Raw genomic sequence first — 25,501 nt, 5'->3', positions numbered from 1 at the left:
CGGGTACGCGTACGGCGTCGCGGGGTTCGCACCGGGAGCGGGAGCGATGTCGCAGCGCTTGTGCAGCGTTTTCACGCCGCGCACGCGACGGCGTCGTACTCGTCGAGCCGGCAGGCCAGCCGGCGCAGCCCCCGGCGGGCGTGGCTCTTGACGGTCCCCAGGGGCCAGCCGGTGAGTTCGGCGATCTGGACCTGGGTCAGGTCGTCGTAGAAGGCCAGGTTGAGCACCCTGCGCTGGGCCTCGGGAAGGCGCTCCATCTCCTCGGCGAGCATGACCCGGTCGATGGACGCCTCCGGCCGCACCGCCTCGTCCGCGGCCGTCAGCAGCCTGGCCCCGGCGGCGGCGACCAGCTCGGTGCGGCGGGTGCGGGCGGACAGCGCGTCGGCGATCTTCCGGCGGGCGATGCCGACCAGCCATCCGGGGAGGGTGCCGCGGCCGGGGACGAACCCGGCGCGGCCCCGCCAGGCGGCGAGGAACACCACTTGGGTGACATCCTCCGCCTCCCGCGCGTCCCCCAGCGAGCGCCGGGCGAGGGTGTACACGAGCGGACCCCAGCGGTGGTGGACGGCCTGCACGCAGACCTCGTCACCGGCCAGGAACCCGGTGACGAGGTCCGCGTCGTCGAGCGTGCCGCCCGTCGCCGGGCCGCCGTCCCGCGCGCCGGGCGCGGGGGCGTCACCCGGGTAGGCGCGGGTTTGCTGTGCGGCCGTCATGGCTACTCCTCCGCTGGACCGGTCGGTCGCGGTCAGCGACCAGAACGTGTCCACCATGCGGAGGCAAAGCGATCTCCACCAACTCGCATCGTCTTTGCATCGAAAATCTGCCGCCCCGGCAACCGGTAGCGGACCGGCCGGCGGTGGGACCGGGAAGAGAGTGCGAAGGCCATGGGGCACGACGGCGAGGCGGCGGCGCGCGGGCGCACGCGCCGGGCCGGGCCGGGCGGGACATCTGCCCGCGGTGTGCGTCCGGGCGCATCCGTCCCGGCCGTCCGCGCGGAACCCGTCACAACGACACGAGCTGTGATCGCGAGGATCTCGATGAGGGGAACCGGCATGAGCCCGACCGTGGCACAGGACCACCGCGTGGACCGGCGTCCGCGCGAGCACCCCGGCGCCGGGCCGTCCGCCCCCGCGTCGGGACGACGGCCCGCCGCCGGGGAAGCGGGCCACGGTCACCCCGATCCGCCCGGCGCTGCGGCGTGCGCGGCGGGCCCGGACCCCTGGGGCGACGCGCGCGCCGTGGACGGCGACGTGAGCGGCGCGGTGCGCGCGGTCCTGCGGGATCTGCTCACCCGGCGGGTGGCGGCGGCCCAGGCCGTCGACCCGCTGTTCGCGCGGGACCTGGCCGACCGGGTGGCCCGCTTCACGCAGAGCGGCGGCAAGCTCAGCCGCGCCCGGCTGGTGTGGTGGGCACTGCGGGCCTGCGGCGGCGCCGACCCCGCGCGCACCCACGCCGCCCTGCGGGTGGGAGCCGCCCTCGAACTCATCCAGACCTGCGCGTTGATACACGACGACGTGATGGACGGCGCCCGCACACGCCGGGGGCGGCCCGCGCTGCACGCCGACGTCGAGGCGCAGTACGCCGCGGCCGCCGTGCCCGGGGCGGACGCCGGAGCCGGCCCGCGCGGCGCCCGGCTCGGGCAGGCCGCCGCGATCCTCGCCGGTGACCTGGCCCTGGCCTGGGCGGACGACGTCGTCGCGGACACCGAGCTGCCCCGCGACACCGCCCGCCGGCTTCGGGACCTGTGGAGCGCCATGCGGCTGGAGATGGTGGCCGGGCAGTATCTGGACGTCCAGGGCGAGGCCACGCTGACCCGTGCGCCGGCGCGTGCGATCCGGGCGGCGTGCCTGAAGAGCGCGCTGTACTCGGTGGAGCGCCCGCTCGCGCTGGGCGCGGCGCTCGCCGACGCCGACCCGGCCGCCGTACGCGCCCTGTGCTCGGCGGGCCGCAGCGTCGGTCTGGCCTTCCAGCTCCGCGACGACCTGCTGGACGTGTTCGGCGACCCCGCCGAGACCGGCAAGCCCGTCGGCGGCGACCTGCGCAGCGGCAAGCCGACCTACCTCTGCGCCGTCGCGCAGGCGCGCGCCGAGACCGCCGGTGACCGGCACGCGCTCGCGGTGCTGCACGGCACCCTCGGCCGGGCGGACGCCTCCGAGGACGACCTGGCCGCCGTCCGCGAGGTCTTCGAGGCGACCGGGGCGCGGCACAGCGTGGAGGCGAAGATCCACCGCCTGGTCGGCCAGGGGCTGCGGCACCTCGACACGCCCGTGCTCGACCCCCGTGCGGTGGAGCACCTGCGGACCCTGCTGCGCGGCGCGGCCGGCGCGCCACCGGACGGCGGCGGCGCGGCGGACGCCCCCGCACCGCTGCCGCTCCTGCTGACCGTGACGGACGAGGGGGCCGCCCGATGACGCGGACCGTCCCCGGGCGCACCGACCATGTCGTGGTCGTCGGCGCGGGCCTGTCCGGGCTGGCCGCCGCGCTGCATCTGCTCGGCGCCGGGCGGCGGGTGACCCTCGTCGAACGCGACGCGACGCCCGGCGGGCGCGCGGGGCGGCTGGTGCGCGGCGGCTACCGCTTCGACACCGGGCCGACGGTGCTGACGATGCCGGAGCTGGCCGACGAGGCGTTCGCCGCCGTCGGCGACAGCCTGCGCGCCCGCGTCGACCTGGTGCCGCTGCACCCCGCCTACCGGGCCCGGTTCGCCGACGGCAGCACCCTGGACGTCCACACGGGGGCCGCCGCGATGGAGGCCGAGGTGGAACGGTTCGCCGGAGCGCGCGAGGCCGCGGGCTACCGGCGGCTGCGGATCTGGCTGGAACGGCTCTACCGGGCGCAGATGGGGCGCTTCATCGACGCGAACTTCGACTCGCCCCTGCAACTGCTCCATCCCGACCTCGCGCGGCTGGCCGCGCTCGGCGGGTTCGGGCGCCTCGACGCCCGGATCGGACGGTTCCTCCGCGACGAGCGACTGCGGCGGGTCTTCTCCTTCCAGTCCCTGTACGCGGGTGTGGCACCCGAACGGGCCCTGGCCGCCTACGCCGTGATCGCGTACATGGACACCGTGGCGGGCGTCTACTTCCCGCGCGGCGGCATGTACGCCCTGCCGCGCGCCATGGCGGACGCCGCGGCCGACGCGGGCGCCGAGCTGCGCTTCGGCGAGACGGTCACCAGGCTCGAACGCTCCGGCGAGCGGATCACCGCCGTCGTCACCGACGCCGGCCGCATCCCCTGCGACGCCGTCGTCCTCACGCCCGACCTGCCGGTCGCCTACGGGCTGCTCGGCCGGGCCCCGAGACGTCCCGCGGGCCTGCGGTTCTCGCCCTCGGCCGTGGTCCTGCACGCGGGCACCGACCGCACCTGGCCCTGGCTGGGCCACCACACGATCTCCTTCGGGCAGGCGTGGCGGCAGACCTTCTCCGAACTCACCGAGAGCGGCCGTCTGATGAGCGACCCGTCGCTGCTCATCACCCGGCCCACCACCACCGACCCGGACCTCGCCCCGCCCGGACGGCATCTGCACTACATCCTCGCCCCGTGCCCCAACACCGCGCTGGGCCCGAGCGCCGCCGCCTGGGGCGACCTCGCCCCCGGCTACCGCCACAGCCTGCTCGGCGAGCTGGAGCGGCGCGGCCTCGACGGCATCGCGTCCGCCATCGAGGAGCAGTGCCTGGTCACCCCGGCCGACTGGCAGGCCCAGGGCCACGCGGCCGGCTCGCCGTTCTCCGCCGCGCACACCTTCGCGCAGACCGGGCCCTTCCGGCCGCGCAACCTGGTGCGCGGGACGGTCAACGCCGTCCTCGCCGGCTGCGGCACCACGCCCGGCGTCGGCGTGCCGACCGTCCTGGTGTCGGGGAAGCTGGCCGCGGCGCGCATCACCGGCGGCGCGCGGCGCCCGAGAGCCGGCTCCCGTCCGCGCACCGCCGTCCGAACCTCCGAGGAACAGAGGCCCGCATGACCGACCGTGAACTCGACGCGGCCGGCGTCACCGAGCCCGCGCTGCGCCGGGCGTACACCGAGTGCCGCCGGCTCAACGCCCGGCACGGCAAGACCTACTTCCTCGCCACGCGGCTGCTGCCGGTGGAGCGCAGGCCCGCCGTGCACGCCCTGTACGGGTTCGCCCGCTGGGCCGACGACATCGTCGACTCCCTCGACGCCGCCACCGGTCCCGCCGAGCGCGCGGTGCGCCTCGCCCGGCTCCAGCGGGAGCTGGCGGCGGGGCTGCGCGCGGGGGACAGCGCGGAGCCGGTGGTCCGCGCCCTCGCCGACACCGCGCGCCGGTACGCCATCGACCACCGCCACTTCGCGGCCTTCATGACGGCGATGCGGGCCGACCTCGACGTCACGGAGTACGCCACCTACGCGGATCTGCGCACCTACACGTACGGCTCGGCGGAGGTGATCGGGCTCCAGATGCTGCCGGTGCTCGGCACGGTGGTCCCCCGCGAGGAGGCGGCCCCGCACGCGGCGGCGCTCGGAGTGGCGTTCCAGCTGACGAACTTCCTGCGGGACGTCGGCGAGGACCTCGACCGCGGCCGTGTCTACCTGCCCGCCGACCTGCTGGCAGCGCACGGCGTCGACCGGGACCTGCTGCGCTGGAGCCGGGCGGGCGGGCGGCCCGACCCCCGGATCACCGCGGCCCTGCGCGAGTTCGAACAGCTCACGCGGGTGGTCTACGGCGAGGCGGCACCCGGCCTCGCCATGCTCGACCCGGTGGCGCGGCCCTGCATCAGGACGGCGTTCGTCCTCTACGGCGGCATCCTGGACGCCGTCGCGCGGGACGGGTACCGCCCGCTGCACCACCGGGCGGTCGTCCCGCGGCGGCGCCGGGCAGCCGTGGCGGCCGACGGCCTGGCCCGCGTCGCCGCGGCCAGGCTGCGGGCCCGGTCGCGCGGGAACCGTACGCCCCCGGCGCCGCACACGCCCGCCGCACCCGTGCCCGCGTCCCCGCCCCTGCCACCGGCCCCGGCCGCGTCCCATGCCGACCGGAGGATCGCATGAAGGCCCGCCGACCGGGCGCCCGCGCCCGCTACCCGCTCTCGCTGCGCCGCCGCCCGGTGCGCTGGGACGCACAGCGGCCGACCTGGCGCCAGGCCAAGCCGGGCGTCATCGCGGACGCGCTCAAGCGCGCGGAGGCCAGGCCGTCCGGCAACTGGTACGTCGTCGGCGCCACCCGGGACGTACGCCGGGACCGGCCGCTGCCGGCCACCGTGGCCGGGCGCGAGATCGTGGTGTGGCGCACCGCCGGCGGACGGCTCGCGGCGGGTCCCGGGATCTGCCCGCACCTGGGTGCCCCGCTCGCCGACAGCCCGGTGCGCTGCGGGACGCTGATCTGCCACTGGCACGGACTGGCCCTGGACGGCGGCCCGTTCGCGGGCTGGGAGCCGCTGCCCGTGCACGACGACGGGGTGCTGGTCTGGGTGCGGCTCGACCAGGTGGGCGGCGAGCCGCCGCTGGCGGCGCCGGTCGTCCCCGCCCGTCCGCCGCTGGCCCGTTCGGTGTCCGCGGTCTACACCGGGGTGGGGACCTGCGAGCCCGAGGACGTCGTCGCCAACCGGCTGGACCCCTGGCACGGCGCCTGGTTCCATCCGTACTCCTTCGTCGACCTGACCGTGGTGGGGACCCCGTCCGGGGACGATCCGGACGACGACGGGTTCACCGTGGACGTCTCCTTCAAGGTCGCCGGGCGGCTCGTCGTGCCGGTGCGGGCGGTCTTCAGCACGCCGGGTCCGCGCACCGTCGTCATGCGCATCACCGAGGGCGAGGGGCGCGGCTCGGTCGTCGAGACGCACGCGACGCCGCTCGGCCCGGACGAGCTGGGCCGGCCGCGCACCGCCGTGGTCGAGGCGGTCCTGGCCTCCTCGGAACGGCCGGGCTTCGCCGCGGCCCGCGGCGCGGCACCCGTCCTGCGCCGCTTCATGGCGGCAGCGGCCGGCCGCCTGTGGCGCGACGACCTGGCCTACGCCGAACGCCGCTGGCTGCTGCGCTCGACCGGCCGGTTCCCGGGCTGAGGCGACCAGCGCCGGGGCGGGCGCGGCGGACCTCGGCGGCGAGCGCCGTCGGGAGTGCGGACCCCGGCTCCCCTCGCCGTCCTCGACCGGGCCGCACTCCCGAGGGACCGGCGGCCCGGTCCGCGACCTCGTGGGGACGCGGCACGGGCGCGCGGCACCCGCCGGGCGTGGACCACCGGGACCACCGGAGCACCGGTGACCGCCGGGGGACGGTCGCGGGGGTCAGGCGGCACCCTGCCGAGGGGGTCCGCGTGGGGCGCCGCCCGGCCGGAACCCCGAGGCGGGGCGGGGTGCCGGTCCCGGAGCCGTACGCCCCCGCTCCCCCGCCCCACGGGCGGCGCCACCACCGCGGGCGCCCCTACCGCAGCGTCTCCAGCCCCCCGCCCGGAGCGGGTCGTACGCGGCGCGCGGCGCAGGACAGGGCCTCGGTGATCGCGTCCACCGCCTCCTGGAGGGGCATCCCCGCCGGCAGCGCGGGTGCCCGGCCCGCGACGGCGCGTCGCGCGAAGCCGGTGGCGACGTGCGGCAGGTCGATCTCCAGCACCGTCACCCCGTCCCGCCGCCGCTCCCGGCGCACCGCCGTGAGCCAGGTGGCCAGGGCGGCCTTCGCCGCCGCGTAGTCCGCCATCCCGGCCGGTGCCGCCTCGGCCACCACCCCGGTGACGGCGGCGAGGACACCGCCCGCGCCGACGTGGGCGCAGGCGGCGCGCAGGAAGGCCATCGGGGCGAGCGCGTTGACCGCCATGAGGTGCTCGGCCACGTCCTCGCCCAGGTCCGCCGCGGGCCCGAAGGCGGCGACGCCGACGCACACCACGACCGCGTCCAGGCCGCCCAGTTCCGCGGCGGCCCAGTCGGCCGTACGGGCGCACGCTTCCAGGTCCCAGGCGTCGAAGGTGCGGGCGGGGGCGCCGCCGCAGGCGGCCGAGATCCGGGTGAGCGCGTCGCGGTCGCGGCCGGCGAGGGCCGTCCGGGCCCCGAGGGCGTGCAGGCGCACGGCGAGGGCGCCGCCGATCTCACCGGTGGCTCCCGGGACGAGGACGCGCGCCCCGCGCAGTTCCCCGCGCCCGCCTCCTGCCCCGCCCTCCCCGCTACCAGCCCTTGCGCTGCGCATGGGTCGCCGTGAGCGAGCGCGGTGTCGGCGTGCCGTCCTCGCCCTGCGCGAGGCGGCGGGCCGTGAGGGACTCGCGGGCCGCCTCACGGGCGCGCCGGCGGCGCCAGTAGGGGTTGTCGTGCGACAGCTTGCTCGACACCCGCCCGTACATGCCGAACGTCAGGACGACCAGCCCCATGACGAAGCTGAACATCACGTTGGTCATGCCGAAGTCGAGCACGTTGGCCGGGCGGTCGAGGACGAAGATGTGGGCGAAGCCGCTGAGCAGGAACAGCACGCCGACCACCATGTTGAGCGTCGAGGCGAAGTTGCCGCCGACCACGGCGCCGCCGACGAGGGCCAGCCCCACGAGGACGGAGATCAGGCTCAGTACGCCGTTGGTGGACATGCCCGCGAGGTGCTGCCCGTCCGTGCTGAACGGGCTCAGCCGGTCGGCGAACCCGAGCGCGCCGAAGACCAGCAGGACGAGTCCGCAGAAGGCGGCGCCGTACCGGTAGACAGAGGCCAGCTTGTGGTCGACGGGGAGTTCGTCGCTCAGTTTCATGGCGGTTCCTTTCCCGATCCGCGAACGCGTCGCCACGTCCACCGGAGCGGCACCGGGTGGGGGTGCACACAGCACCATTCGCCATAAAACCGTCATTCGGTTGCACCCGCCCCGCGAGGAGTCGCGGGAGACCGCGGGGAATCGCGGGAGACCGCGGGGCGGAACGCGACAGGGCGGCGGCGACACCGCGGGCTGCCTCTCGGTCAGTGCGAAGTCGCCGCCGCCCTGCTGCCTCAGCGGTCCTGCTCGCTGAGCGGACGGTGGTGCCCGGCTCGTCAGATCCGGCCACCGGTCATCCGGGTGAGCGGACCCAGGGTGCGCCGGCCGGCCCGCCGGCCCGCCGCGTAGGACACGGCACCCAGCGCGGTCAGTCCCGCGCCGACGCCCGCCACCACGGCCTTGCGGTGGGCGACGAGCGTCCAGGTCGTCTTGGCGCAGGCCGCGGCCTGACCCGAGGCGGCGACGACGGCCTGCCGTCCGGCCTCGACGCTCTGGGCCGCCGTGTGGGCGACCGCGGTGGTCGCCCTGGCCGTCCGCGCGGCCGCGCCCGCGCCGGCTGACGCGGTCTCACCGGCCTTGTCGGCAGCCTTGCCCGCCGCCTTCGACGCCGGAGCGGTCGCGCGGGAGGTGGTGCGGCGGGCCTTGGCCGCCGCCCCCTTCGCGGTTGCGGAATCTTGACTGGTGTCGTTGTTCGATGGGCTCATGGACATCGCGTTGCCGCATCCTTCGGCAGCAAACACGTTCGATCTCCGTCATCCGCGCCGAGCACCCACGATGTCCGGCCGGCGGTCCGACGCCCCGCCCCGCTCCCGGGGTCGGGCCCCGGCACGGACGCGCGGGCGGGGGCACGGGAGCCGGCCGGCGCCCGCCTTCCGACCCGCCCGGCCACGGGCGCACCGCGCCGCTGAACCCGCCCCCGCGGCGCCCCGGTTGTGTGGTGGAGTGGGGATCATGACGACGAGCGAGGCGATCGTGGTGCCGGAGCTGTACTGCGGCTATCCCGGGGTGGCCTTCGGCGGCTATGTCGCCGGGGTGCTGGCGCGGCGCTCCGGGGCGCGGACGGTGCGGGTGGACTTCCGCGGTCCGGTTCCGGTGGGCGAGCCCGTACGGATCGCGGCCTCGGCGGACGGCGGCGCGGAACTGGGCGCGGCGGAGCGGCCCCTGGCCACGGCACGCGCCGCCGACCTGGCGCCGACCGTGCCGGACGCGCCCTCCTGGGACGAGGCGGCCGCCGCCTCCGACCGGTTCCGCGCCGATCCGCCGTCCGGCGCGGCCGACTGCTTCGGCTGCGGTCTGCGGGCGCCCGGCCGGGGGCTGCGCGTGTACTGCGCGCCGGTGCCGGGGCGCGACCTCGTGGCGACCGCCTGGACGCCGTCGCCCGGGTTCGCCGGCCCCGGCGGCCTGCTCCCGGCCGAACTGGTCTGGGGCGCCCTGGACTGCCCCGGGCACTGGGCGGGCCGCTTCCTCGGCACCCAGCGGCCGGGCGCGGTCACCGCCGCTCTGACCGGCACGATCCTGCGCCCGGTCACCGCGGGCGAACCCCATCTCTCCTACGCGTGGCTCCTGTCGGAGTCGGGGCGCAAACACACGATGGGGGTGGCGCTCGCCACGGCCGAGGGGGAACTGTGCGCCGTGTCCGAGGCGCTGTGGATCGATCCGAGACCCGCTCCCTGACCGCACCAGGCCGCGGGGGCCAGGGTCGGGGCACGCCCACCGCCGAAGTCGTGGCCGCCGTACGGACGAACGGCCGTCCTGGCACGCCGACCTACCGCTGGACCCGCAGCGACGGCACCGCCTCCGGGGTCCTGCGGGAGGTGCTGGTCCGCGGCCGGCAAGAGACACGGCTGCGGCTGCGGCTGCGGTGGACCTTCCGGGGCGAGGGGCGCCGGACCGCGCGGGCCGAACTCCGCCTCCTCACGCCCGACCGTTTCACGGCCGCGGCCCGGTTCGCCTACGACTGCCGCTGACGCCGGCGCGGCGGGCGCCGGTGCCGGCCCGGTGAGTCCATCTCGCCGCGCCGGTGCCGGCCCGGTGAGTCCATCTCGCGGCGGGCGGCACCCCGTTGGCGGACCGACACAGTGGTGCGCGAGGTCTGGACAGCCGTCAAGACGCGTGTTGTCATTCCGCTGTCGCAGAAATTTCCAACGTTGCAAGAGCCGCCCGACCCGCGTCCGTCCCGATCGTCCGCCGCATCCGCGAGCCCCGGCTCGCAGGACGACCGGGCCCGGTCCGCACCCCCGTACGAGGAAAGGTCCGATGACAAGACAACACGATCGCCCGAGGGCCAGAGCGTGGGCGCTGCTGGCCGCGGCCGCTCTGCTCCTGCCGAGCGGCCTGGCCGTCACGGCGTCCGCCGCCGAGCGGTCCGCCACCACCGCCGAGGCACCGTCCGCCGCGACTCCCGCCGTCCAGGTCAAGGGCCTCAAGGGCGAGTACTTCAGCATGTCCGCGCCGGGTGCCCGGGACTTCGCCGTCCTCGGCGGTACCCAGCTCGAACCGCAGATCAACTTCTCGGGTCTGACCAGCACTTTCCAGGAGATGACCGGCAAGACCGAGAACACGACGGCCCGTTGGACGGGTCAGATCGAGGTGCCGGCCACCGGCGACTACACCTTCTACGCCATCGGCGACAACGGCTTCCGGCTCAGCATCGGCGGCAAGTCGGTCATCGACCACTGGGTGCCCGACTGGGACAAGGAGCAGACCAGCGCTCCGGTGCGGCTCCAGGCGGGCGAGAAGCTCGACTTCCGTATGGAGATGTTCCAGGACGTCGGCGGGGCCAACATGTTCCTGCGCTGGTCCAGCGCGAACCTGGCCAAGCAGATCGTGCCGATGTCCGCGTTCACCCCGCCGGCGGACTTCGAGGTCTACCCGGTGGAGATGTCCGTGGCCGGGGACGGGCGGCAGGTGCGCGCCCGCTTCGAGGACCGGATCGCCGACCTCGCGACGGTCAAGGACCACCTCAAGGTCGAGGCCGACACCACCGCCTTCCCCCTGAAGTCGGTCAGGACCGCGTCCGGTGACCGCAACTCCCTGGTCGTGACGCTCGCCGAACCCATCCAGAAGAACCAGCAGGTCCGGGTGAGTTACGACGGCGACGGCGGTCTGACGGCGGGCGGCAAGGCCGTGCCGAAGATCGCGCGCTACGCCGACAACGCCTCGACCCACCGGCTCACCACCAAGTGGGGCGACAAGGTCGACAAGAACAACCCGCTGCCGGAGTACCCGCGTCCGCAGCAGGTGCGCTCCAAGTGGAAGAACCTGAACGGCCCCTGGCAGTTCAGCGGCGCCAAGGCGGGCGAGCAGCCGGCGTTCGGCAAGGACCTCGCCGAGAAGGTCATCGTGCCGTTCCCGGTCGAGTCACAGCTCTCCGGGCTGGAGCGGCACGAGGACTACATGTTCTACCGCCGCACGGTGAGCGTCCCGAAGGACTGGAAGGTCGGCAAGGACAGCCGGCTGAAGCTGAACTTCGGCGCCGTGGACTACGAGGCCCGGGTGTACGTCAACGGCACCAAGGTCGCCGACCACACCGGCGGTTACGACGCCTTCAGCGCCGATGTCACCGACGCGCTCAAGGGCAGCGGCCCGCAGGAGATCATCGTCGCGGTCACCGACACCGGGGGCGCCGACCAGCCCACCGGCAAGCAGTCCACCAACCCGGGCGGCATCTTCTACACCCAGTCGTCGGGCATCTGGCAGACGGTCTGGATGGAGCCGGTGGCCAAGGCCGCCATCGACAACGTGGTCTCCACCCCGGACGTCGACTCCAGCACCCTGGCGGTGACGGTGGAGTCGGGCACGGCGTCCGCGCGGGCGCAGGTCGAGGCCGTGGCCAAGGACAAGCGGGGCAAGGTCGTCGGCAAGGTGACCGGCCCGGCGAACGAGAAGCTGCGGCTTCCGGTGCCGAAGCCGCGGCTGTGGAGCCCGGACGACCCCTACCTCTACGACCTCGACGTCAGGCTGACCGACGGCCGGTCGACGGACCGGATCGCCAGCTACTTCGGTATGCGCAAGATAGGCGTCGAGACGGTCGGCGGCTTCAAGAAGCTGGTGCTCAACGGCAAGCCGATCTTCTCCCTCGCCACCCTCGACCAGGGATTCTGGCCCGAGGGCCTGTACACCGCGCCGAGTGACGAGGCGCTCTCCTTCGACCTGAAGGCGCACAAGAAGCTCGGCTTCAACGCGGTGCGCAAGCACATCAAGGTCGAACCGCAGCGCTGGTTCTACTGGGCCGACCGGCTCGGCCTGCTGGTCTGGCAGGACTTCGTGTCCGGCAACCTGACCAACGAGACCGGGCGCAACGCCTTCGTCTCCCAGGGCAAGGAGGTCCAGCGGGAGCACCGGAGTTCGCCCTCGGTGATCGGCTACAACATCTTCAACGAGGGCTGGGGCGAGTGGGACCGCACGGAGACCGGCAAGATCGCCGAGTCGGTGAAGGCGGCCGACCCGTCGCGGATCGTCAACGCCCACAGCGGTGTCAACTGCTGTAATTCCAAGGGGGATTCCGGCAAGGGCGACATCATCGACAATCACGACTACAACAACGACGATCCGCCCTTCCCCGACGCGAACCGCGCGGCGATGGACGGTGAGCACGGCGGGTTCACGCTGCGCGCCCCCGGGCACATGTGGCCGGGCGCCCCGACGGTGATCTACAGCGGTGTCAACGACAAGGAGGCACTGACCCGAAAATACGTGGAGAACACCGAGAAGTTCTATCTGGACCAGGCGGGCGCGGAACTGTCCGGTTCGGTCTACACCCAGATCTCCGACCTGGAGAACGAACTCAACGGCCTCTACACGTACGACCGCCGGGAGATCAAGGTCGACCCGGTCCGGGTCCGTGAGATCAACCTCAAGGTCATCGCGGCCGGTGCCGCGGCCGGCGAGCGGCAGCCGCTCACGGGCGGCGCGTCCTGGTCGCTGGACGAGGGCACCGGGACCACGGCGAAGGACTCCGGACCCGGCGCCAGGTCGCTGACGCTCAGCGAAGGCACCTTCTGGACGCCCGGAGTCAGGGGCAGCGCGCTGAAGTTCGACGGCAAGGGCCAGTACGCGCAGACCGCCGGGCCGGTGCTCGACACCACGGCGAGCTACTCGGTGTCGGCGTGGGTGCGGCTGGACGAGCTGCCCGGCAACTACGCCACCGCGGTCAGCCAGGACACCCGGCGCCAGGCGAGCCCGTTCTATCTCCAGTACGGGCAGGGCGCGTTCTCCTTCAGCACCCCGGGCGAGAACCGGTCCCGGCTGGCCCTCACACCGGAGAAGGGCCGCTGGTACCAGCTGGTCGGGGTCCGCGACAGCACCGACAACACGATCAGGCTGTACGTCGACGGGAAGCCGGCGGCGACCGCCACCGGGGGCGCCGCCTACCCGAGCACGGGCCCCCTGGCCGTCGGCCGGGCCCAGTGGGACGGCAACAACACCGACTTCTGGAACGGAGCGGTGGACGAGGTCCGGGCGTTCGACAAGGCGCTCTCCGCCGAGGAGGTGAGCGCGCTCTACTCGGCCGGCAAGCCGTAGCGGAAGCGACGTGAGCGAAGGCCCCGGCGGGGGGTGCGACTCCCCCGCCGGGGCCTTCTCGCTGCCCCGCTCCGGAACCGGCCCCGGGCCCGCGACGGGGGCGGGCGGCGCCAACCAGGGCGAAACACCGTAGTACGAGGGGGAGTTGAGTGCCCTGACGGCCTCTGTGTCCGGTCGGGAAGGGATGCGTCCACCGCGAGGAGCCAGGCGCCCGCGCCTCACGAGGCTTTCCCGTACGCGGAGTTCGACGGTACTGGTCGCGAGGGCGGACCGGACCCGCTGCTGCTCTTCGGCGGCGAGGGAGGTGGGGGCGGTCCGGGAACGGCGTGGTGGCGCGGCCCGCGTGCGAGCGGTGCGGCCAGGCAGGGCAGTGGGGGCGGTGTCCCGGGACACCGCCCCCACTGCCCTGCCTGGCCGTCGTGCTGTCGTGCAACGCCCCGGTCAGGGCGCCCAGGGCGCCTCCACGGCCCAGGTGGTGTCCTCCGTGAAGAGGGCGGGCTTGTCCCAGGCGCGGGTGCCGCCCGGTATCGCGAGCCACAACTCGCCGCCGTAGTGGCGCAGATACTGCTCCGGGTAGTTGTAGGCGGACAGCCGTACGCCGCCGTTCGCGCCCCGGACGGCGCAGAAGGTGGCGTCGGCCCGGAACAGGTCCCCGCTCCCGGCCTCCTTGTAGACGCGGGACTGGCGGTGGCGCAGGTACTGGCCCGGGTAGTTGCGCGACTCGAAGCTGTAGCAGGAGCTCTCGGCCAGCCCGGGGACGATCTTCCAGGTGGCGTCGTTCTTCAGCAGGGCGTCGCTGCCGCCGCTCACGGGGTCGGTGTAGGCCGCCCCGTCCCGGTGTCTGAGGTACCGGTCGGTGTAGCCCGGTGTCGTCACCCGCAGCGACTTGTACTGGCCGGTGGGCAGGGTGACGGGGGCCGTGGCGCCGCGCGAGGCGTCGATCAGGGCGCGGTTGGCAGCCCGTACCCGGGCCTCGTCGACCTTGACCACCTGGCGGTCGTAGGTGAGCAGGCCGTTGACCTCGTTCTCGACGTCGGTGATCTCGGTGTAGACGGAGGCGGACAGCCCGCGGGGCATGCGGACCTCGCGGATGCCGTCCAGCAGGCCCACGAGCCGGTTGTCGAGGTTCGCGAGGCTCGGCTGGTCCTCGTAGCTGAAGCCGCCGCCGGGGTACCACTCGTTGCCGGCGACCCGGTAGCCGAGCCCGCCGAACTCACCGAGGACGGCGGCCCGGGTGGCACTGGGCACGGTCGTGCCCGGTCCCACGTAGACGTGGTCGTCGACGACGTCGCCGTTGCCGCCGTCCACGGCTCCGCAGCAGTTGACGCCGCTCATGTTGTCGACGAGGCGCGAGGGGTCGGCGGCCTTGACCTTGTCGGCGAGGCGGGCCTGGTCGTACTGGCCCCAGCCCTCGTTCTGGTTGACCCACATGACGAGCGAGGGTGAGCTGCGCTGCTGGTCGATGATGCGCGTGTACTCGGCCTCCCACTGGGTGCGGGCGGCCGTGTCGGGGGTGCGCGGCATCGCCGGCATGTCCTGCCACACCAGCAGGCCGAGCCGGTCCGCCCAGTAGAACCAGCGCTGGGGCTCGACCTTGATGTGCTTGCGGACCATGTTGAAGCCGAGGTCCTTGTGCTTCTGCAGGTCGTAGCGCAGGGCGGCGTCGGTCGGCGCGGTGTAGATGCCGTCGGGCCAGTAGCCCTGGTCCAGGGTGCCGCTCTGGAAGACGAACTTGCCGTTGAGGACGGGGCGTTGCACTCCGTCGACGCGGGCGAGGCCGATGGTGCGCATACCGGTGTAGCTGCCGACCGAGTCGACGGCGGTACCACCGGAGAGCACGTCGGCCTTCACGTCGTAGAGGAAGGGGTCCTCGGGGGTCCACAGCCGGGCGTCGGGGACGGGGACGGTGAACTCGGCGCCGACCGGGCCGGTCGCCGTGCCCACCGTGGTGCCGCCGGCGGAGACGGTGACGCGGGCCCGTTCGGCGCCGGTGGTGCCGGTGCCCCGGACGGTGACCTTCAGCCTGCCGTTGGCGGGGTCGGGGACCATGTCGAGGCGCGACACGTAGGCGGCGGCGGTGGGTTCGAGCCACACCGTCTGCCAGATGCCGGACGCGGCGGTGTAGAAGATGCCGCCGCCGGGCTGCGGGGTCACCTCGCGGACGCGCTGCTTGCCGACGGCCTGCCCGCCGGTCTCGGTGGGGTCCCAGACGGAGGCGACGATCGTGTTGGTGCCGCCGGCGAGGAGGTCGGTGACGTCGAAGGAGAAGGCGTCGAAGCCGCCGCTGTGGGTGGCGCCCGCCTGGCGCCCGTTGACCCAGACCGTCGTACGCCAGTCGCTGGCACCGAAGTTGAGCTGGACGCGGCGTCCGTTCCAGTCCGCCGGGACGGTGAAGGTGCGCTTGTACCAGAGCTTGTCGTTCTGGGTGATCTTGCGCTGGATGCCGGAGAGCGCGGACTCGGCGACGAAGGGGACGCGGATCTGCTCGGTGAAGGAGGCCGGCTGGCCGGCGTCGGCCGGGGTGACGGCGAAGTCCCAGATGCCGTTGAGGTTGGCCCAGTCCGGACGGGTCAACTGGGGCCGCGGGTACTCCGGGAGCGGTTTGTCGGTGGGGACCTGGTTCGTCCACGGGGTGGTCATGGGCGCGGGCTTGGGGGTCCAGGCCCTCGGCGCGGCGCTCGCCGTTCCGGTGCCGGTGAGGGCCGTGCCTGCGGCCAGGGCCAGCGCGGCGAGCGCGGTGGCGGCCCGGCGGACGCGGCGTCCGAGCCGGGGGAACGGCGGACGGGGGACGGTTGCTCGACGCATCGTGCCTCCTTGGTCTGTGGGTGGGGAGACGTGCGTGTGCGAGAAGCGGCCGGGCGCCGGTGGCCGGGACCGGCCGCCTGGAGCCGGACGCGGCAGCCGGGGCGCGTTGCCCGACTGCCGCGTCCGGAGCTCTACATGAGCTGCCGTCTTCGGCCCAGCCAGGTCTGGGCGATGACGACGACAGCCAGGAAGGCTCCGCTGACGACCTGCTGGTAGGAGGAGTCGAGCGAGCCGATCTGGTTGATGACGTTCTGGATGACCTTCAGCAGCAGCACGCCGACGAGGGAGCCGCTGACGTAGCCGAGGCCGCCGGTCAGCAGGGTGCCGCCGATCACGACGGCGGAGATGGCCTCCAGTTCCATGCCGTTGCCGAGGATGGTCACGCCGGATGCGAGCCAGGCGGCGTTGAGCGCGCCGGCCAGCCCGGCGAGCAGGCCGGACAGCGTGTAGACGAGGATCTTCGTGCGGGCGACGGGGGCGCCCATCAGGGCCGCCGCGTCCTCGTTGCCGCCGACGGCGTAGACGTGCTGCCCGAAGCGGGTGCGGCGCAGCACGACGGCTCCCGCGACGAAGAGGGCGAGGGTGATCCACACGGGGTTGCCCAGGCCCAGCGTGGTGCCCTGGCCCAGTTCGGCCAGGAGCGAGCCCTTGCCGATCAGGAAGGTCTCCGCGCCCTCGTCGGTGACGGCCAGCAGCAGTCCGCGCGCGCCCAGCATGGCGGCGAGCGTGACGATGAACGGGGCGAGCCGGGAGCGGGCCACCAGCAGGCCGTTGACGACGCCGATGAGCCCGCACACCGCCAGGGGCAGCAGGAGGGCGACCAGGGTGCCGTAGCGTGAGCCCCAGGCGGCGAGGACGCCGCCGAGGGCGAACAGCGAGCCGACGGACAGGTCGATGCCGCCGGTGATGATCACGAAGGTCATGCCGAGGGCGACGATCGCCAGGAAGGCCGAACTGGTCGCCATGTTGCTGACGTTGTCGCCGGTGGCGAAGGAGTCGAAGGAGAACGACGCCACCAGGGAGACGATCACCAGTACGGCCAGGGCGCCGTGCTGCTGGATCAGGGCGCTGAGCCGTTCCGAGCGGGCGGAGCCTGCCGGTTCGCCCTCCCCGTGCGGCTGGTTGCTCGCGGTGGTCACGGGCGCCTCCGTCTTCGTGACGGTCATCGCCTCCCCCGTCCCCGTGCCGCGTAGACGGCGGCGACGATCACTACGGCCTGGGCGATCTGGGTCCAGGAGGGCGGCAGATCGTGCTTGATGAGGGTGGCGGTGAGCAGTTGGATGAGGACGGCGCCGGCGACGGTGCCGGCGATGTTGACCCGGCCGCCGGTCAGCGGGGTGCCGCCGACGACGACGGCCGTGATCGCCGAGAGCTCCATCAGGTTGCCGAGCGAGGTCGGGTCGCTGGCCTGGAGACGGGCGGTCGCGAGGACGCCCGCCACGGCGGCGAGCAGCGCGCACACCACGTACACGATGATCAGGACGCGGCGCACGGGAAGGCCGGCGAGCTGGGCGGCGGGGCGGCTGTCGCCGATGGCGAGGAGCTGGCGGCCGAAGGTGGTGCGCCGCACGGTGAACGCCACCAGCAGGGCGAGGACGGCGGCGATCAGGATCAGGTACGGGACGCCGAGGACGTCGCCGGAGCCCAGGGAGGCGAGGGCGGGGTTGCGCAGGTCCTCCAGCTGGGGCAGCAGGACCAGGGCGATGCCCCGGCCGCCGACCATGAGCGCCAGGGTGGCGACGATCGGCTGCACTCCGACGAGGGCGACCAGCGCGCCGTTGGCGAGTCCGACGGCCGCGGCGAACAGCGCGACCGCGAGCAGCGCGGGCAGCAGTCCGTAGCCGAGGTAGAGCGCGGTGACGGAGGCCGCCAGGGCCATCACGGCGCCGACCGACAGGTCCACGCCCTCGGTGCCGATGACCAGGGCCATGCCGAGGGCGACGATGATGACGGGGGCGACCTGGACCGCCTGGGTGCGGAAGTTCTCCGCGGTCAGGAAGTTCGGGGTGATGACGACGTTGACGACGAGCAGCGCGGCGACGCCCGCGTAGACGCCGTACGTCTGCAGCCACTGCAGGACGCGGGCCCTGTCCAGCGGGGCGGTGCGCAGGGTGGTGGCCTCAGCCATCGCCGGCCACCTCCTCGGCGGCGGGCGCCGTCGCGGCGGTGTCGCCGGCGATGGTGCGCATCAGTTTGTCCTCGGTGACGTCGTCGCCGGTGAGTTCGCCGACGACGGCGCCGTCCTTCAGTACGACCACGCGGTCGGACCCTTCGATCAGTTCCTCCAGGTCGGAGGAGATGAGCAGGACGCCCAGGCCGTCCGCGGCCAGTTCGTCCACGAGTTTCTGCACCTCGGCCTTGGCGCCGACGTCGATGCCGCGGGTGGGTTCGTCCAGGAGCAGCACCTTGGGGTTCATGGCGAGCCAGCGGGCGAGCAGCACCTTCTGCTGGTTGCCGCCGGAGAGTTCGCCGACCTTCTGGTGCGGTGAGGACGCCTTGATGCGCAGGCGCGTGACGAAGGTGTCGACGACGCTGTCGACGCGCGCCTCGGAGACGAGTCCGAAGCGGGACAGCCGGGGCAGGACGGCGAGCGCGATGTTCTCCCGCACCGACAGTCCGGGGACGATGCCCTCGCTCTTGCGGTCCTCCGGGAGGAGGCTGACGCCCGCCCGGATGGCCGCCGCTGCCGAACCGCCGCGCAGCGGGACGCCGGCCACCGTGACCCGGCCCGAACGCACGGGCAGGGCACCGGAGATGGCCTTGGCGGTCTCGGTGCGTCCGGAGCCGAGCAGTCCGCCGAGACCGACGACCTCGCCGGGCCGGATGCTCACGGACACGCCGTGCAGCCGGTGAGGCACCGTCAGCTCGTGTGCTTCCAGGACCGGTTCGCTGTCGGTGGCCTGGTGGTCGCCGCTGAACTTGGTGAGTCCCTCCGCGCGCACCTCGCCCAGGTCGCGGCCGAGCATCGTGGACACCAGGTCGAGGCGGCCGAGTTCGGCGAGGCTGCCGTGGTGCACGCGCCGGCCGTCGCGCAGGACGGTGACGGTGCTGCACACGGCGTAGAGCTCGTCCAGGCGGTGGCTGACGTAGACGACGGCGATGCCCGCGTCGCGCAGCCCGCGGATCACCGAGAACAGGGTCTCCACCTCGCGTGGTTCGAGGGAGGAGGTCGGCTCGTCCATGATGACGATGCGGGCGTCGGTGGCGACGGCGCGGGCCAGTGCCACCATCTGCTGGGCTCCGACGCCGAGGGTGCGCAGTGGCCGACGGACGTCCACGCGCACGCCGTAGCCGCGCAGGACCTCCTCGGCCTCGCTGTTCATCCGGGCGATGTCCAGCACGCCGAAGCGGTTGCGCGGTTCGCGTCCCAGGAAGAGGTTGCGGGCCACGCTCAGCAGCGGGATCAGGTTGACCTCTTGGTAGATGGTCGAGATGCCCGCCTTCTGCGCCTCCAGAGGGGTGGCGAAGGAGACCTCGGCGCCCTGGAAGGTGATCTCTCCGGCGTCGGGGCGGTACACGCCGGTGAGGAGCTTGATGAGGGTCGACTTGCCGGCGCCGTTCTCGCCGATCAGGGCGTGGACCTCACCGGCGTGCAGGGTGAGGTCGACGTCGTCCAGGGCCCGGACGCCGGGGAAGGTCTTGCTGAGTCCGCGGACGGCGAGGACTTCGGCGGGGGGTGCCACCTGTGCCTCCAGGAGAAAACAGGGAGAAGAAGGGGTGCGGTTGGTGCGGAGGTATACCGAGGGACAGCGACGGATACCGAGGGACAGCGAGGGACAGCCGGCGATGCGGAGGGTCTTCGGGCGAGGGGGCGGAGAGCGCCGGGGGCCCGGACCGAGTCCGGGCCCCCGCGTGCTCAGTACGCCTTGCCGATCTCCGACTTCGCGTTGTCGGTGCTGTAGGCGCCGTCCTGGATGATGATGTCCTGCGGGACGGCCTCGCCCTTGGTGAAGGTGTCCAGGGTCTGGAACGCCAGCGGACCGAAGCGGGGGTTGGACTCGATGACGCCGCTGATCCAGCCGTCCACGATGCCCTGGACGGCGTTGCGGGTGCCGTCCACCGTCACGATCTTGATGTCACCGGCCTTCTTGCCGGCGCCCTTGAGCGCGGCCACGGCGCCGAGGCCCATCTCGTCGTTCTCGGCGTAGATGCCCTTGATGCCGGGCTTGGACTGGATGAGCTGCTCGGTGACCTGCTGGCCCTTCTCGCGGGCGAAGTCCCCGGTCTGCTCGAACACCACCTTCAGGTCCGGGGCCTTCTCGGCGACGCGCTCCTTGAAGCCCTTGGTGCGCTCGGTGGTGACGTTGTTGCCCGCGGCGCCGAGGAGGATGGCGACCTCGCCCTTGCCTCCGGTCGCCTCGATCATCTGGTCGGCGGCACGGCGGCCCTGCTCGACGAAGTCGGAGGCGATGAAGGAGACGTAGTCCTTGCAGGCGGTGGCGTTGATCTTGCGGTCGATCGTGACGATGGGGACCTTCTTGGCCGCGGCTGCCTGCAGGACCGGGTCCCAGCCGTCCGAGTTGAGCGGGGCGATCACCAGGAGGTCGGCACCCTTGGCGAGGAGGTCCTGGACGTCGCTGATCTGCTTGGAGAACTGCGACTGGGCGTTGGCCGTCAGCAGCTTGACGCCCCGCTTCTTCGCCTCGTCCTTGATGGACTGGGTCTCGGCGATACGGAACGGGTTGGCCTCCTTCTCCGACTGGGAGAAGCCGACGGTCGCGCCCTTGAGGTCCAGCTTCTCGCCGCCGTAGGCGTCGACGGTGCAGGACTTGCTGCCCGGCTTCGGGGTGACGACCTTCTGTTCGGCACCGGCGGCGGCAGGGGACTTGGTGTCCTTCGACGCGTCGTCCTCGGACTTCGCGCAGGCGGAGGCGGTCAAGGCCACCGCGGCGGCCAGGGCGACGAGCCCGGGACGGGCAAGGAGACGAGGACGGTGAGTGGTGCGCTGCATGGTGACCCCGATCCGGGCGACGCTGAAAGGGAACTGAGGAAAGCTGACGCAGGAGCTGAAACGGTGCTTCCCCCTGGCGGGGGCGCTGTCCGGCCCGCCGCAAACAGGTTTTTACATCGTTGGAAGGATGCTGTAAACCCCTTGTGCAGAGACCTGTGCGCACGGCCGGGAGAAAGCGTGCGCCGGATACGTCCGCCGCACCGCCGCACCGCGCGCCCTCCGCTGAGGGAGTTTCAGCCGGGGCATACCGGCCGACCTGCCCTTTCTCGGCGTCACAGGGAAGGGCGACGGGGCGCGCGGGGCGGCTTCCGGTGGGTCCGGTGGGTCGATGACTCGTTCGAAAGCGGGGGCGGGGTCGGGGACCGGCGCGAAGGGCGGGAGGCGGCGGACGTGGTGGGCGGAGGGGGCGACGGACACGGACGGGGGCGACGGCGGACGGCGGACGGCACACGGCAGACGGCAGACGGCAGACGGCAGACGGCAGACGGCAGACGGCAGACGGCAGACGGCAGAGCATCCCCGGGTTGTTGCAGAAGTCGCTTCAGGAGGCTGCCCGTTGGCTGTGCCGCGCGCGGCACGACGCCGACGAGGTCCGGTTGGGCGGGCTCGCGCGGCGTACGGGGGCAGCGCGGGCAGTCCGCCCGTCGCCCTCGGGGCTCGCGGGACGTCCTGGGCGTGGCCGTCTTCGGTGGGCCGCTGGTCCCCGGTCCCGGATTCCTCGTCCCGGGTCCGCGGGTCACGGGTGGGCGCGCGGTGGTCGGCGCGCGGGCAGGGCGGACGCCGTCGCGGGGCACGCGCGTACCCGCGGGACACGGGGCCGCATGAGGCGCGTCGCCGTGGGACGTCGAGGCCGGGCAGCGTGAGCCGCGCAGGCGTGGGACGTCGGGGTCAGGGCGGTGTGAGGCGCGCAGGCGTGGGATGCCGAGACCGGGCCGGGCCGTATGAGCCGCGGAGGCGTGGGACGTCGGGGTCAGGGCGGTGTGCGCCGCCGGCGGTCCCGGCGCCGGGTCACGCCCCGGGCCGGTCCTTGGACGCGGCACGGCCGAGGGTGCTCTCCCGTTCGACCAGGCGGTAGTCGGCCCAGACGCTGCGGGGCTCGGACGCCTCGCCGCCCAACCGGGCGAGCACGCACTCGACGGCGAGCCGGCCGATGGCCCCCTTGTCGGGCGACACGGAGGTGAGCGTCACCGCGGCGAAGTGCCCCTCGACGACGTCGTCGAACCCGACGATCGCGATGTCCTCGGGGACGCGCAGTCCGCGTTCGTGCAGCACACGCATCGCGCCGATGGCCATCGGGTCGTTGTAGGCGAAGACGGCGTCGGGGCGGCGGCCCGTCTCCAGGATGCGGCTCATGGCCGCCGCCCCGTCCGCGTGCCCCCAGCCCTCCGTGGCGGCCACGAGCCCGTCGTCGGCGGGGAGTCCGGCGGCGGTGAGTTCCTCGCGCCAGCCCCGGACCCGCAGTTGGGCGGGTTCGCTGCGGCCTCGCCGGTCGCCGATGAAGGCGATCTCCCGGCGGCCGAGCCCGAGAAGGTGCCGGACGGCGGCGCGGGCCGCGGCGACGTTGTCGATGGCGATGTGGTCGTACTGCAGGTCGTAGTCGCGCTCCCCGAGGAGCACCAGCGGCACGTTCTCCGCCCGGTCGCTCAGGTCCTCGGTCTCCAGCTCGATGGGGCTGAGGATGAGGCCGTCGATGACCCGGGCCCGGAAGCCCTGGCTGACCAGGATCTCCTGTTCCCGGCGGCCCCCGGTGTGGTCGAGGAGCACGATGTAGTCGTGGGCGGCGGCGGCGTCGATCACGGCGGCGGCCAGTTCGGCGAAGTAGGGGTTGCCGAGTTCGGGGAGCGCGAGCGCGATGATGCCCGTACGCCCCTTGCGCAGATGCCGGGCCGCGAGGTTGGGCCGGTAGCCGAGCGCGTCGATGGAGCGCTGGACGCGCTCGCGCATGGCCGGGGTGACGTGCTGGTAGTTGTTCACCACGTTGGAGACGGTCTTGATGGAGACCCCCGCATGGGCGGCGACGTCCTTGAGGCTGACCCGCACGGCATTCCCTTTCAGAGCGGCCCGAATCGGGTGGTCGGAGCGGGTACGGTGGCGTCACCGTGAGCCTGGCGCCGAGTCCCAGTGCTTGACGTTTACAACGTTATACATCCGTCATCGTCGCACTGACAAGGCATGGTACGAGCGCCCCGTCCGGCGGTCGCGCAACGCCGTCCGGCGTGGTGGACGGCGCACGGTGCACGGGTGGGGCGCGGGCTGCGCGCGGCGGGCGGAACGGCGCGCCGGGCGGGCTCACTCCCGGCGGAGGGTGTCGTACGGCGGCACGCCACCCCTCCCCCGATACCCGGTGCGCCGCCGCGCCGCCGCGCCGGGGCACCGAGGCATCGGGGCATCGGGGCATCGGGGCATCGGGTCGGGAGAAAACCGGTGGCACTCCCGCGGAGTTGCGTGGGAGCGTGCGACGCGTGGACACGGATGTGTGGAACGAACGGGTGGCCCGGGGCTACGACGCCTCGACGCAGCACATGTACGCTCCCGAAGTCCTCGCTCCCGCGGTGGACTTCCTCCACCGGCGCGCGGGCAGCGGCGCCGCCCTGGAGTTCGCGGTGGGCACCGGACGGGTCGCCCTGGCGCTGAGCGCGCGCGGCGTGGCCGTCACCGGCATCGAGAAGTCGGCGCCCATGGCGGCGGAACTCGCGAGGAAGCCCCGCGGGCGTGATGTGGCCGTGGCCCTGGGAGACATGACGACCCGTCAGGTGCCCGGTGCCTTCGCGCTGGTCTACCTCGTCTACAACGCGATCACCTGTCTGCTCTCCCAGGAGGAGCAGATCGCCTGCTTCCGCAACGCCGCGCGCCATCTGGAGCCGGGCGGCCGCCTCGTCGTGGAGGTGTTCGTCCCCGACCTGCGGCGGCTGCCCCCGGGCGAGACCGCTCGGCCGTTCCATGTCGGGGACCGGCACCTGGGCTTCGACACGTACGACCTGGCCGAGCAGCGGATGGTCTCGCACCACTACACGATCGCGGACGGACGGGCCACCACGTTCCTGTCGCCGCATCGGTACGCATGGCCCTGCGAACTCGACCTGATGGCACGGCTGGCGGGGCTGGCCCGGACCGAACGCTGGGCCGACTGGAACGAGGCACCGTTCACCGCGGAGAGCAGGTCACACGTCTCGGTGTGGCGCAAGCCGGAGCGCACCGGCACGCCCCACGCCTGAGCGCCCGCCCCAACGGCCGCGCCCCGGACACCGACGCCCTCCGCCTCCGCCGGTGAGGGGCGTCAGTCGGGGACGGCCGCTATTCCCGCCACGTCCCGTCGCGCATGATGACTCTGCCGCGCAGTTCCGGTGCGCCGCGCCACGCGCGGACCGTCTTCGGCTCCACTCGCAGGTACAGAAAGGCACCTTCCTCCGCACGCGGGTCCCAACCGAACTTGGCGGCGAACGCGTCGGCCGCGTCCGCGGGCACGTGCTCGTCGGGGAAGCTCCGCACCTCACCCTGGACGAGGACCACGTCGAGCGTGTCCGGCAGCGCGAGCTGCACGCGTGGCTCCTCGCGAACGTTCCGCGCGGTCGCGGAAGCGGCGCCGGTGCACATCCACAGGGCTCGCCCGTCCCACAGGAACCACAGCGGCACCTGGTGCGGTCCGTGGTCGGGGTGCGCGGTCGACACCCACACGTCGCGCTCGGTGGCGAGCCGTTCCAGAGTGTCGCGTCTGCGCTCCGCCGTCCGACGGCGAACGATCCCCGGTGTCTGCATGAACGCCGACCATAGCCAGCGGGCGCACAGCGTGCATGAGGCAAAGGACCTACGACCCGCGGCCGGGGCCGGGGGGGGCCGGCGACCGGAGGCCGGGGCCGATGAACCCCCTCGGCCTCCCTTCCCCACCGCACCGGGCCTCCTACCGCACCGGGCGCCTGCCGCCCCGGCGGATGCGCAGGCCCGCGTAGACCACGTCGGCGAGCGCCACCAGTATCCCGGTGAACAGCATGAAGAGCATGCCCTCGGCGAGCACCCCGATGAAGCCGAGGACGACCGCCACCAGCAGCAGGAACCAGAACAGGGCCATGCCCGCCTCCCGGATCGTCGTTGTCGTCAGCGGCGTGCGAGCCGCCGCTCGCCCTGCGCACCGGGGCGGTGGGCGAGGTCGTAGTGGGCGAAGACGGCCTTCTCGTCCTCCGCCGGCAGGACTCCGTCGACGTCGATGGACGGAGCGTCCTTGACCAGGTGCTTCGCGTACGTCACCTTCAGGTAACCCGGGCCGACCGTCGCGCCGGCGAGCGGCACGAACACCAGGCGGTGCCGGGTGGGCAGGCCGACCGTGACGGTCGCGAACGACGGCGCGTCGGTGGCGGTGTCGACGTAGATCGACTCCAGCCTGCCGATCCTGCGCCCCTCGACGTCGACCACGTCGTGACCGCGCCACTCCCGTATGTCACCGGCCTGGAACATCGTGCCCCTCCGATCGTCGCCCCTACCGCCGCGTACCCGCTTTGCGGGCGTCCTCACGGCGGCGGGGAACGGACCCGGCGGGCCGTACGCGTAACGCCCCCGGGGGG

Annotated in this window: 21 protein-coding genes; 8 read left to right on the top strand and 13 right to left on the bottom strand. The window is 73.6% G+C overall.

The window, feature by feature from the left end; all coding sequences use genetic code 11:
• Positions 1 to 71 precede the first annotated feature (71 nt).
• Positions 72 to 713 (bottom strand): RNA polymerase sigma factor, encoded by a 642-nt coding sequence (locus SZN_RS17230; RefSeq protein ID WP_106432667.1) that lies wholly within the window; start codon positions 711 to 713, stop codon positions 72 to 74.
• A 339-nt stretch (positions 714 to 1,052) separates the two neighbouring features.
• On the opposite strand from SZN_RS17230, the gene SZN_RS17225 reads away from it, so the two are divergent.
• Genes SZN_RS17225 through SZN_RS17210 form a run of 4 tightly spaced genes read left to right on the top strand, consistent with a single transcriptional unit; the run spans position 1,053 to position 6,011 of the window.
• Complete coding sequence (locus SZN_RS17225) at positions 1,053 to 2,411, top strand: polyprenyl synthetase family protein (protein WP_007496680.1); 1,359 nt, start codon at positions 1,053 to 1,055, stop codon at positions 2,409 to 2,411.
• Complete coding sequence (gene crtI / locus SZN_RS17220) at positions 2,408 to 3,958, top strand: phytoene desaturase family protein (protein WP_007496678.1); 1,551 nt, start codon at positions 2,408 to 2,410, stop codon at positions 3,956 to 3,958. The genes SZN_RS17225 and crtI overlap by 4 nt, the downstream gene beginning before the upstream one ends.
• Positions 3,955 to 5,001, top strand: coding sequence for a phytoene/squalene synthase family protein (locus tag SZN_RS17215; protein WP_007496677.1), 1,047 nt, complete (start codon positions 3,955 to 3,957; stop codon positions 4,999 to 5,001). The genes crtI and SZN_RS17215 overlap by 4 nt, the downstream gene beginning before the upstream one ends.
• Positions 4,998 to 6,011: a Rieske (2Fe-2S) protein gene (locus SZN_RS17210; RefSeq protein ID WP_007496674.1), complete on the top strand. Its 1,014-nt coding sequence runs from the start codon at positions 4,998 to 5,000 to the stop codon at positions 6,009 to 6,011. Before SZN_RS17215 ends, SZN_RS17210 begins: the two co-directional genes overlap by 4 nt.
• A gap of 358 nt (positions 6,012 to 6,369) precedes the next feature.
• Here the strand turns inward: SZN_RS17210 and SZN_RS17205 are convergent, their stop codons facing one another.
• The 3 genes from SZN_RS17205 to SZN_RS17195 form a co-directional block, all read right to left on the bottom strand.
• The gene (locus SZN_RS17205) at positions 6,370 to 7,122 is read right to left on the bottom strand and encodes an SDR family NAD(P)-dependent oxidoreductase (protein WP_050815080.1); all 753 of its coding nucleotides are present in this window, start codon (positions 7,120 to 7,122) and stop codon (positions 6,370 to 6,372) included.
• Positions 7,100 to 7,666 carry a DUF4383 domain-containing protein gene (locus SZN_RS17200; RefSeq protein ID WP_007496670.1) on the bottom strand — a complete coding sequence of 189 codons (567 nt, stop codon included), beginning with the start codon at positions 7,664 to 7,666 and terminating at the stop codon, positions 7,100 to 7,102. Before SZN_RS17200 ends, SZN_RS17205 begins: the two co-directional genes overlap by 23 nt.
• 275 nt (positions 7,667 to 7,941) lie before the next feature.
• The gene (locus SZN_RS17195; RefSeq protein ID WP_007496668.1) at positions 7,942 to 8,376 is read right to left on the bottom strand and encodes a hypothetical protein; all 435 of its coding nucleotides are present in this window, start codon (positions 8,374 to 8,376) and stop codon (positions 7,942 to 7,944) included.
• A gap of 241 nt (positions 8,377 to 8,617) precedes the next feature.
• Here SZN_RS17195 and SZN_RS17190 point away from each other — a divergent pair, with 241 nt between their 5' ends.
• The 3 genes from SZN_RS17190 to SZN_RS17180 all read left to right on the top strand — a co-directional run bounded on the left by SZN_RS17190 (position 8,618) and on the right by SZN_RS17180 (position 13,189).
• On the top strand, positions 8,618 to 9,340 hold the full coding sequence (locus SZN_RS17190; protein ID WP_007496666.1) for a hotdog fold domain-containing protein: 723 nt from the start codon (positions 8,618 to 8,620) through the stop codon (positions 9,338 to 9,340).
• Positions 9,341 to 9,390: 50 nt separating this feature from the next.
• Positions 9,391 to 9,633 (top strand): hypothetical protein, encoded by a 243-nt coding sequence (locus SZN_RS17185; protein WP_007496664.1) that lies wholly within the window; start codon positions 9,391 to 9,393, stop codon positions 9,631 to 9,633.
• Positions 9,634 to 9,922: 289 nt separating this feature from the next.
• Positions 9,923 to 13,189, top strand: coding sequence for a LamG-like jellyroll fold domain-containing protein (locus SZN_RS17180; RefSeq protein ID WP_007496662.1), 3,267 nt, complete (start codon positions 9,923 to 9,925; stop codon positions 13,187 to 13,189).
• A 441-nt stretch (positions 13,190 to 13,630) separates the two neighbouring features.
• Here SZN_RS17180 and SZN_RS17175 read toward each other — a convergent pair whose 3' ends face one another.
• The 6 genes from SZN_RS17175 to SZN_RS17150 all read right to left on the bottom strand — a co-directional run bounded on the left by SZN_RS17175 (position 13,631) and on the right by SZN_RS17150 (position 22,985).
• Entirely contained in the window at positions 13,631 to 15,994 is a 2,364-nt protein-coding gene (locus SZN_RS17175; RefSeq protein ID WP_007496660.1) for a glycoside hydrolase family 2, read from the bottom strand.
• Between the two features lie 131 nt (positions 15,995 to 16,125).
• On the bottom strand, positions 16,126 to 17,160 hold the full coding sequence (locus SZN_RS17170; RefSeq protein WP_007496659.1) for an ABC transporter permease: 1,035 nt from the start codon (positions 17,158 to 17,160) through the stop codon (positions 16,126 to 16,128).
• A complete protein-coding gene (locus SZN_RS17165; RefSeq protein WP_007496657.1) occupies positions 17,157 to 18,122 on the bottom strand; it encodes an ABC transporter permease in 966 nt (321 codons plus the stop codon). The genes SZN_RS17170 and SZN_RS17165 overlap by 4 nt, the downstream gene beginning before the upstream one ends.
• A complete protein-coding gene (locus SZN_RS17160; RefSeq protein WP_007496655.1) occupies positions 18,115 to 19,677 on the bottom strand; it encodes a sugar ABC transporter ATP-binding protein in 1,563 nt (520 codons plus the stop codon). Before SZN_RS17160 ends, SZN_RS17165 begins: the two co-directional genes overlap by 8 nt.
• Positions 19,678 to 19,850: 173 nt before the next feature.
• Positions 19,851 to 20,945, bottom strand: a complete 1,095-nt coding sequence (locus tag SZN_RS17155; protein WP_043731286.1) for an ABC transporter substrate-binding protein — start codon at positions 20,943 to 20,945, stop codon at positions 19,851 to 19,853.
• A 1,008-nt stretch (positions 20,946 to 21,953) separates the two neighbouring features.
• Positions 21,954 to 22,985, bottom strand: a complete 1,032-nt coding sequence (locus SZN_RS17150; protein WP_007496651.1) for a LacI family DNA-binding transcriptional regulator — start codon at positions 22,983 to 22,985, stop codon at positions 21,954 to 21,956.
• Between the two features lie 422 nt (positions 22,986 to 23,407).
• Between SZN_RS17150 and SZN_RS17145 the strand changes: the two genes are divergently transcribed.
• The gene (locus tag SZN_RS17145; protein WP_007496649.1) at positions 23,408 to 24,160 is read left to right on the top strand and encodes a methyltransferase domain-containing protein; all 753 of its coding nucleotides are present in this window, start codon (positions 23,408 to 23,410) and stop codon (positions 24,158 to 24,160) included.
• Between the two features lie 79 nt (positions 24,161 to 24,239).
• Here the strand turns inward: SZN_RS17145 and SZN_RS17140 are convergent, their stop codons facing one another.
• The 3 genes from SZN_RS17140 to SZN_RS17135 form a co-directional block, all read right to left on the bottom strand.
• Positions 24,240 to 24,701, bottom strand: coding sequence for a pyridoxamine 5'-phosphate oxidase family protein (locus tag SZN_RS17140; RefSeq protein ID WP_007496647.1), 462 nt, complete (start codon positions 24,699 to 24,701; stop codon positions 24,240 to 24,242).
• 142 nt (positions 24,702 to 24,843) lie between these two features.
• Entirely contained in the window at positions 24,844 to 25,011 is a 168-nt protein-coding gene (locus SZN_RS41435) for a hypothetical protein (RefSeq protein WP_007496645.1), read from the bottom strand.
• Positions 25,012 to 25,037: 26 nt separating this feature from the next.
• Positions 25,038 to 25,394, bottom strand: coding sequence for a PRC-barrel domain-containing protein (locus SZN_RS17135; RefSeq protein WP_007496643.1), 357 nt, complete (start codon positions 25,392 to 25,394; stop codon positions 25,038 to 25,040).
• Positions 25,395 to 25,501: the final 107 nt, after the last annotated feature.

The sequence above is a fragment of the Streptomyces zinciresistens K42 genome (genome assembly GCF_000225525.1).
Classification (GTDB): Bacteria; Actinomycetota; Actinomycetes; order Streptomycetales; family Streptomycetaceae; genus Streptomyces; species Streptomyces zinciresistens.
This window is presented reverse-complemented; position numbering and strand designations above follow the sequence as displayed.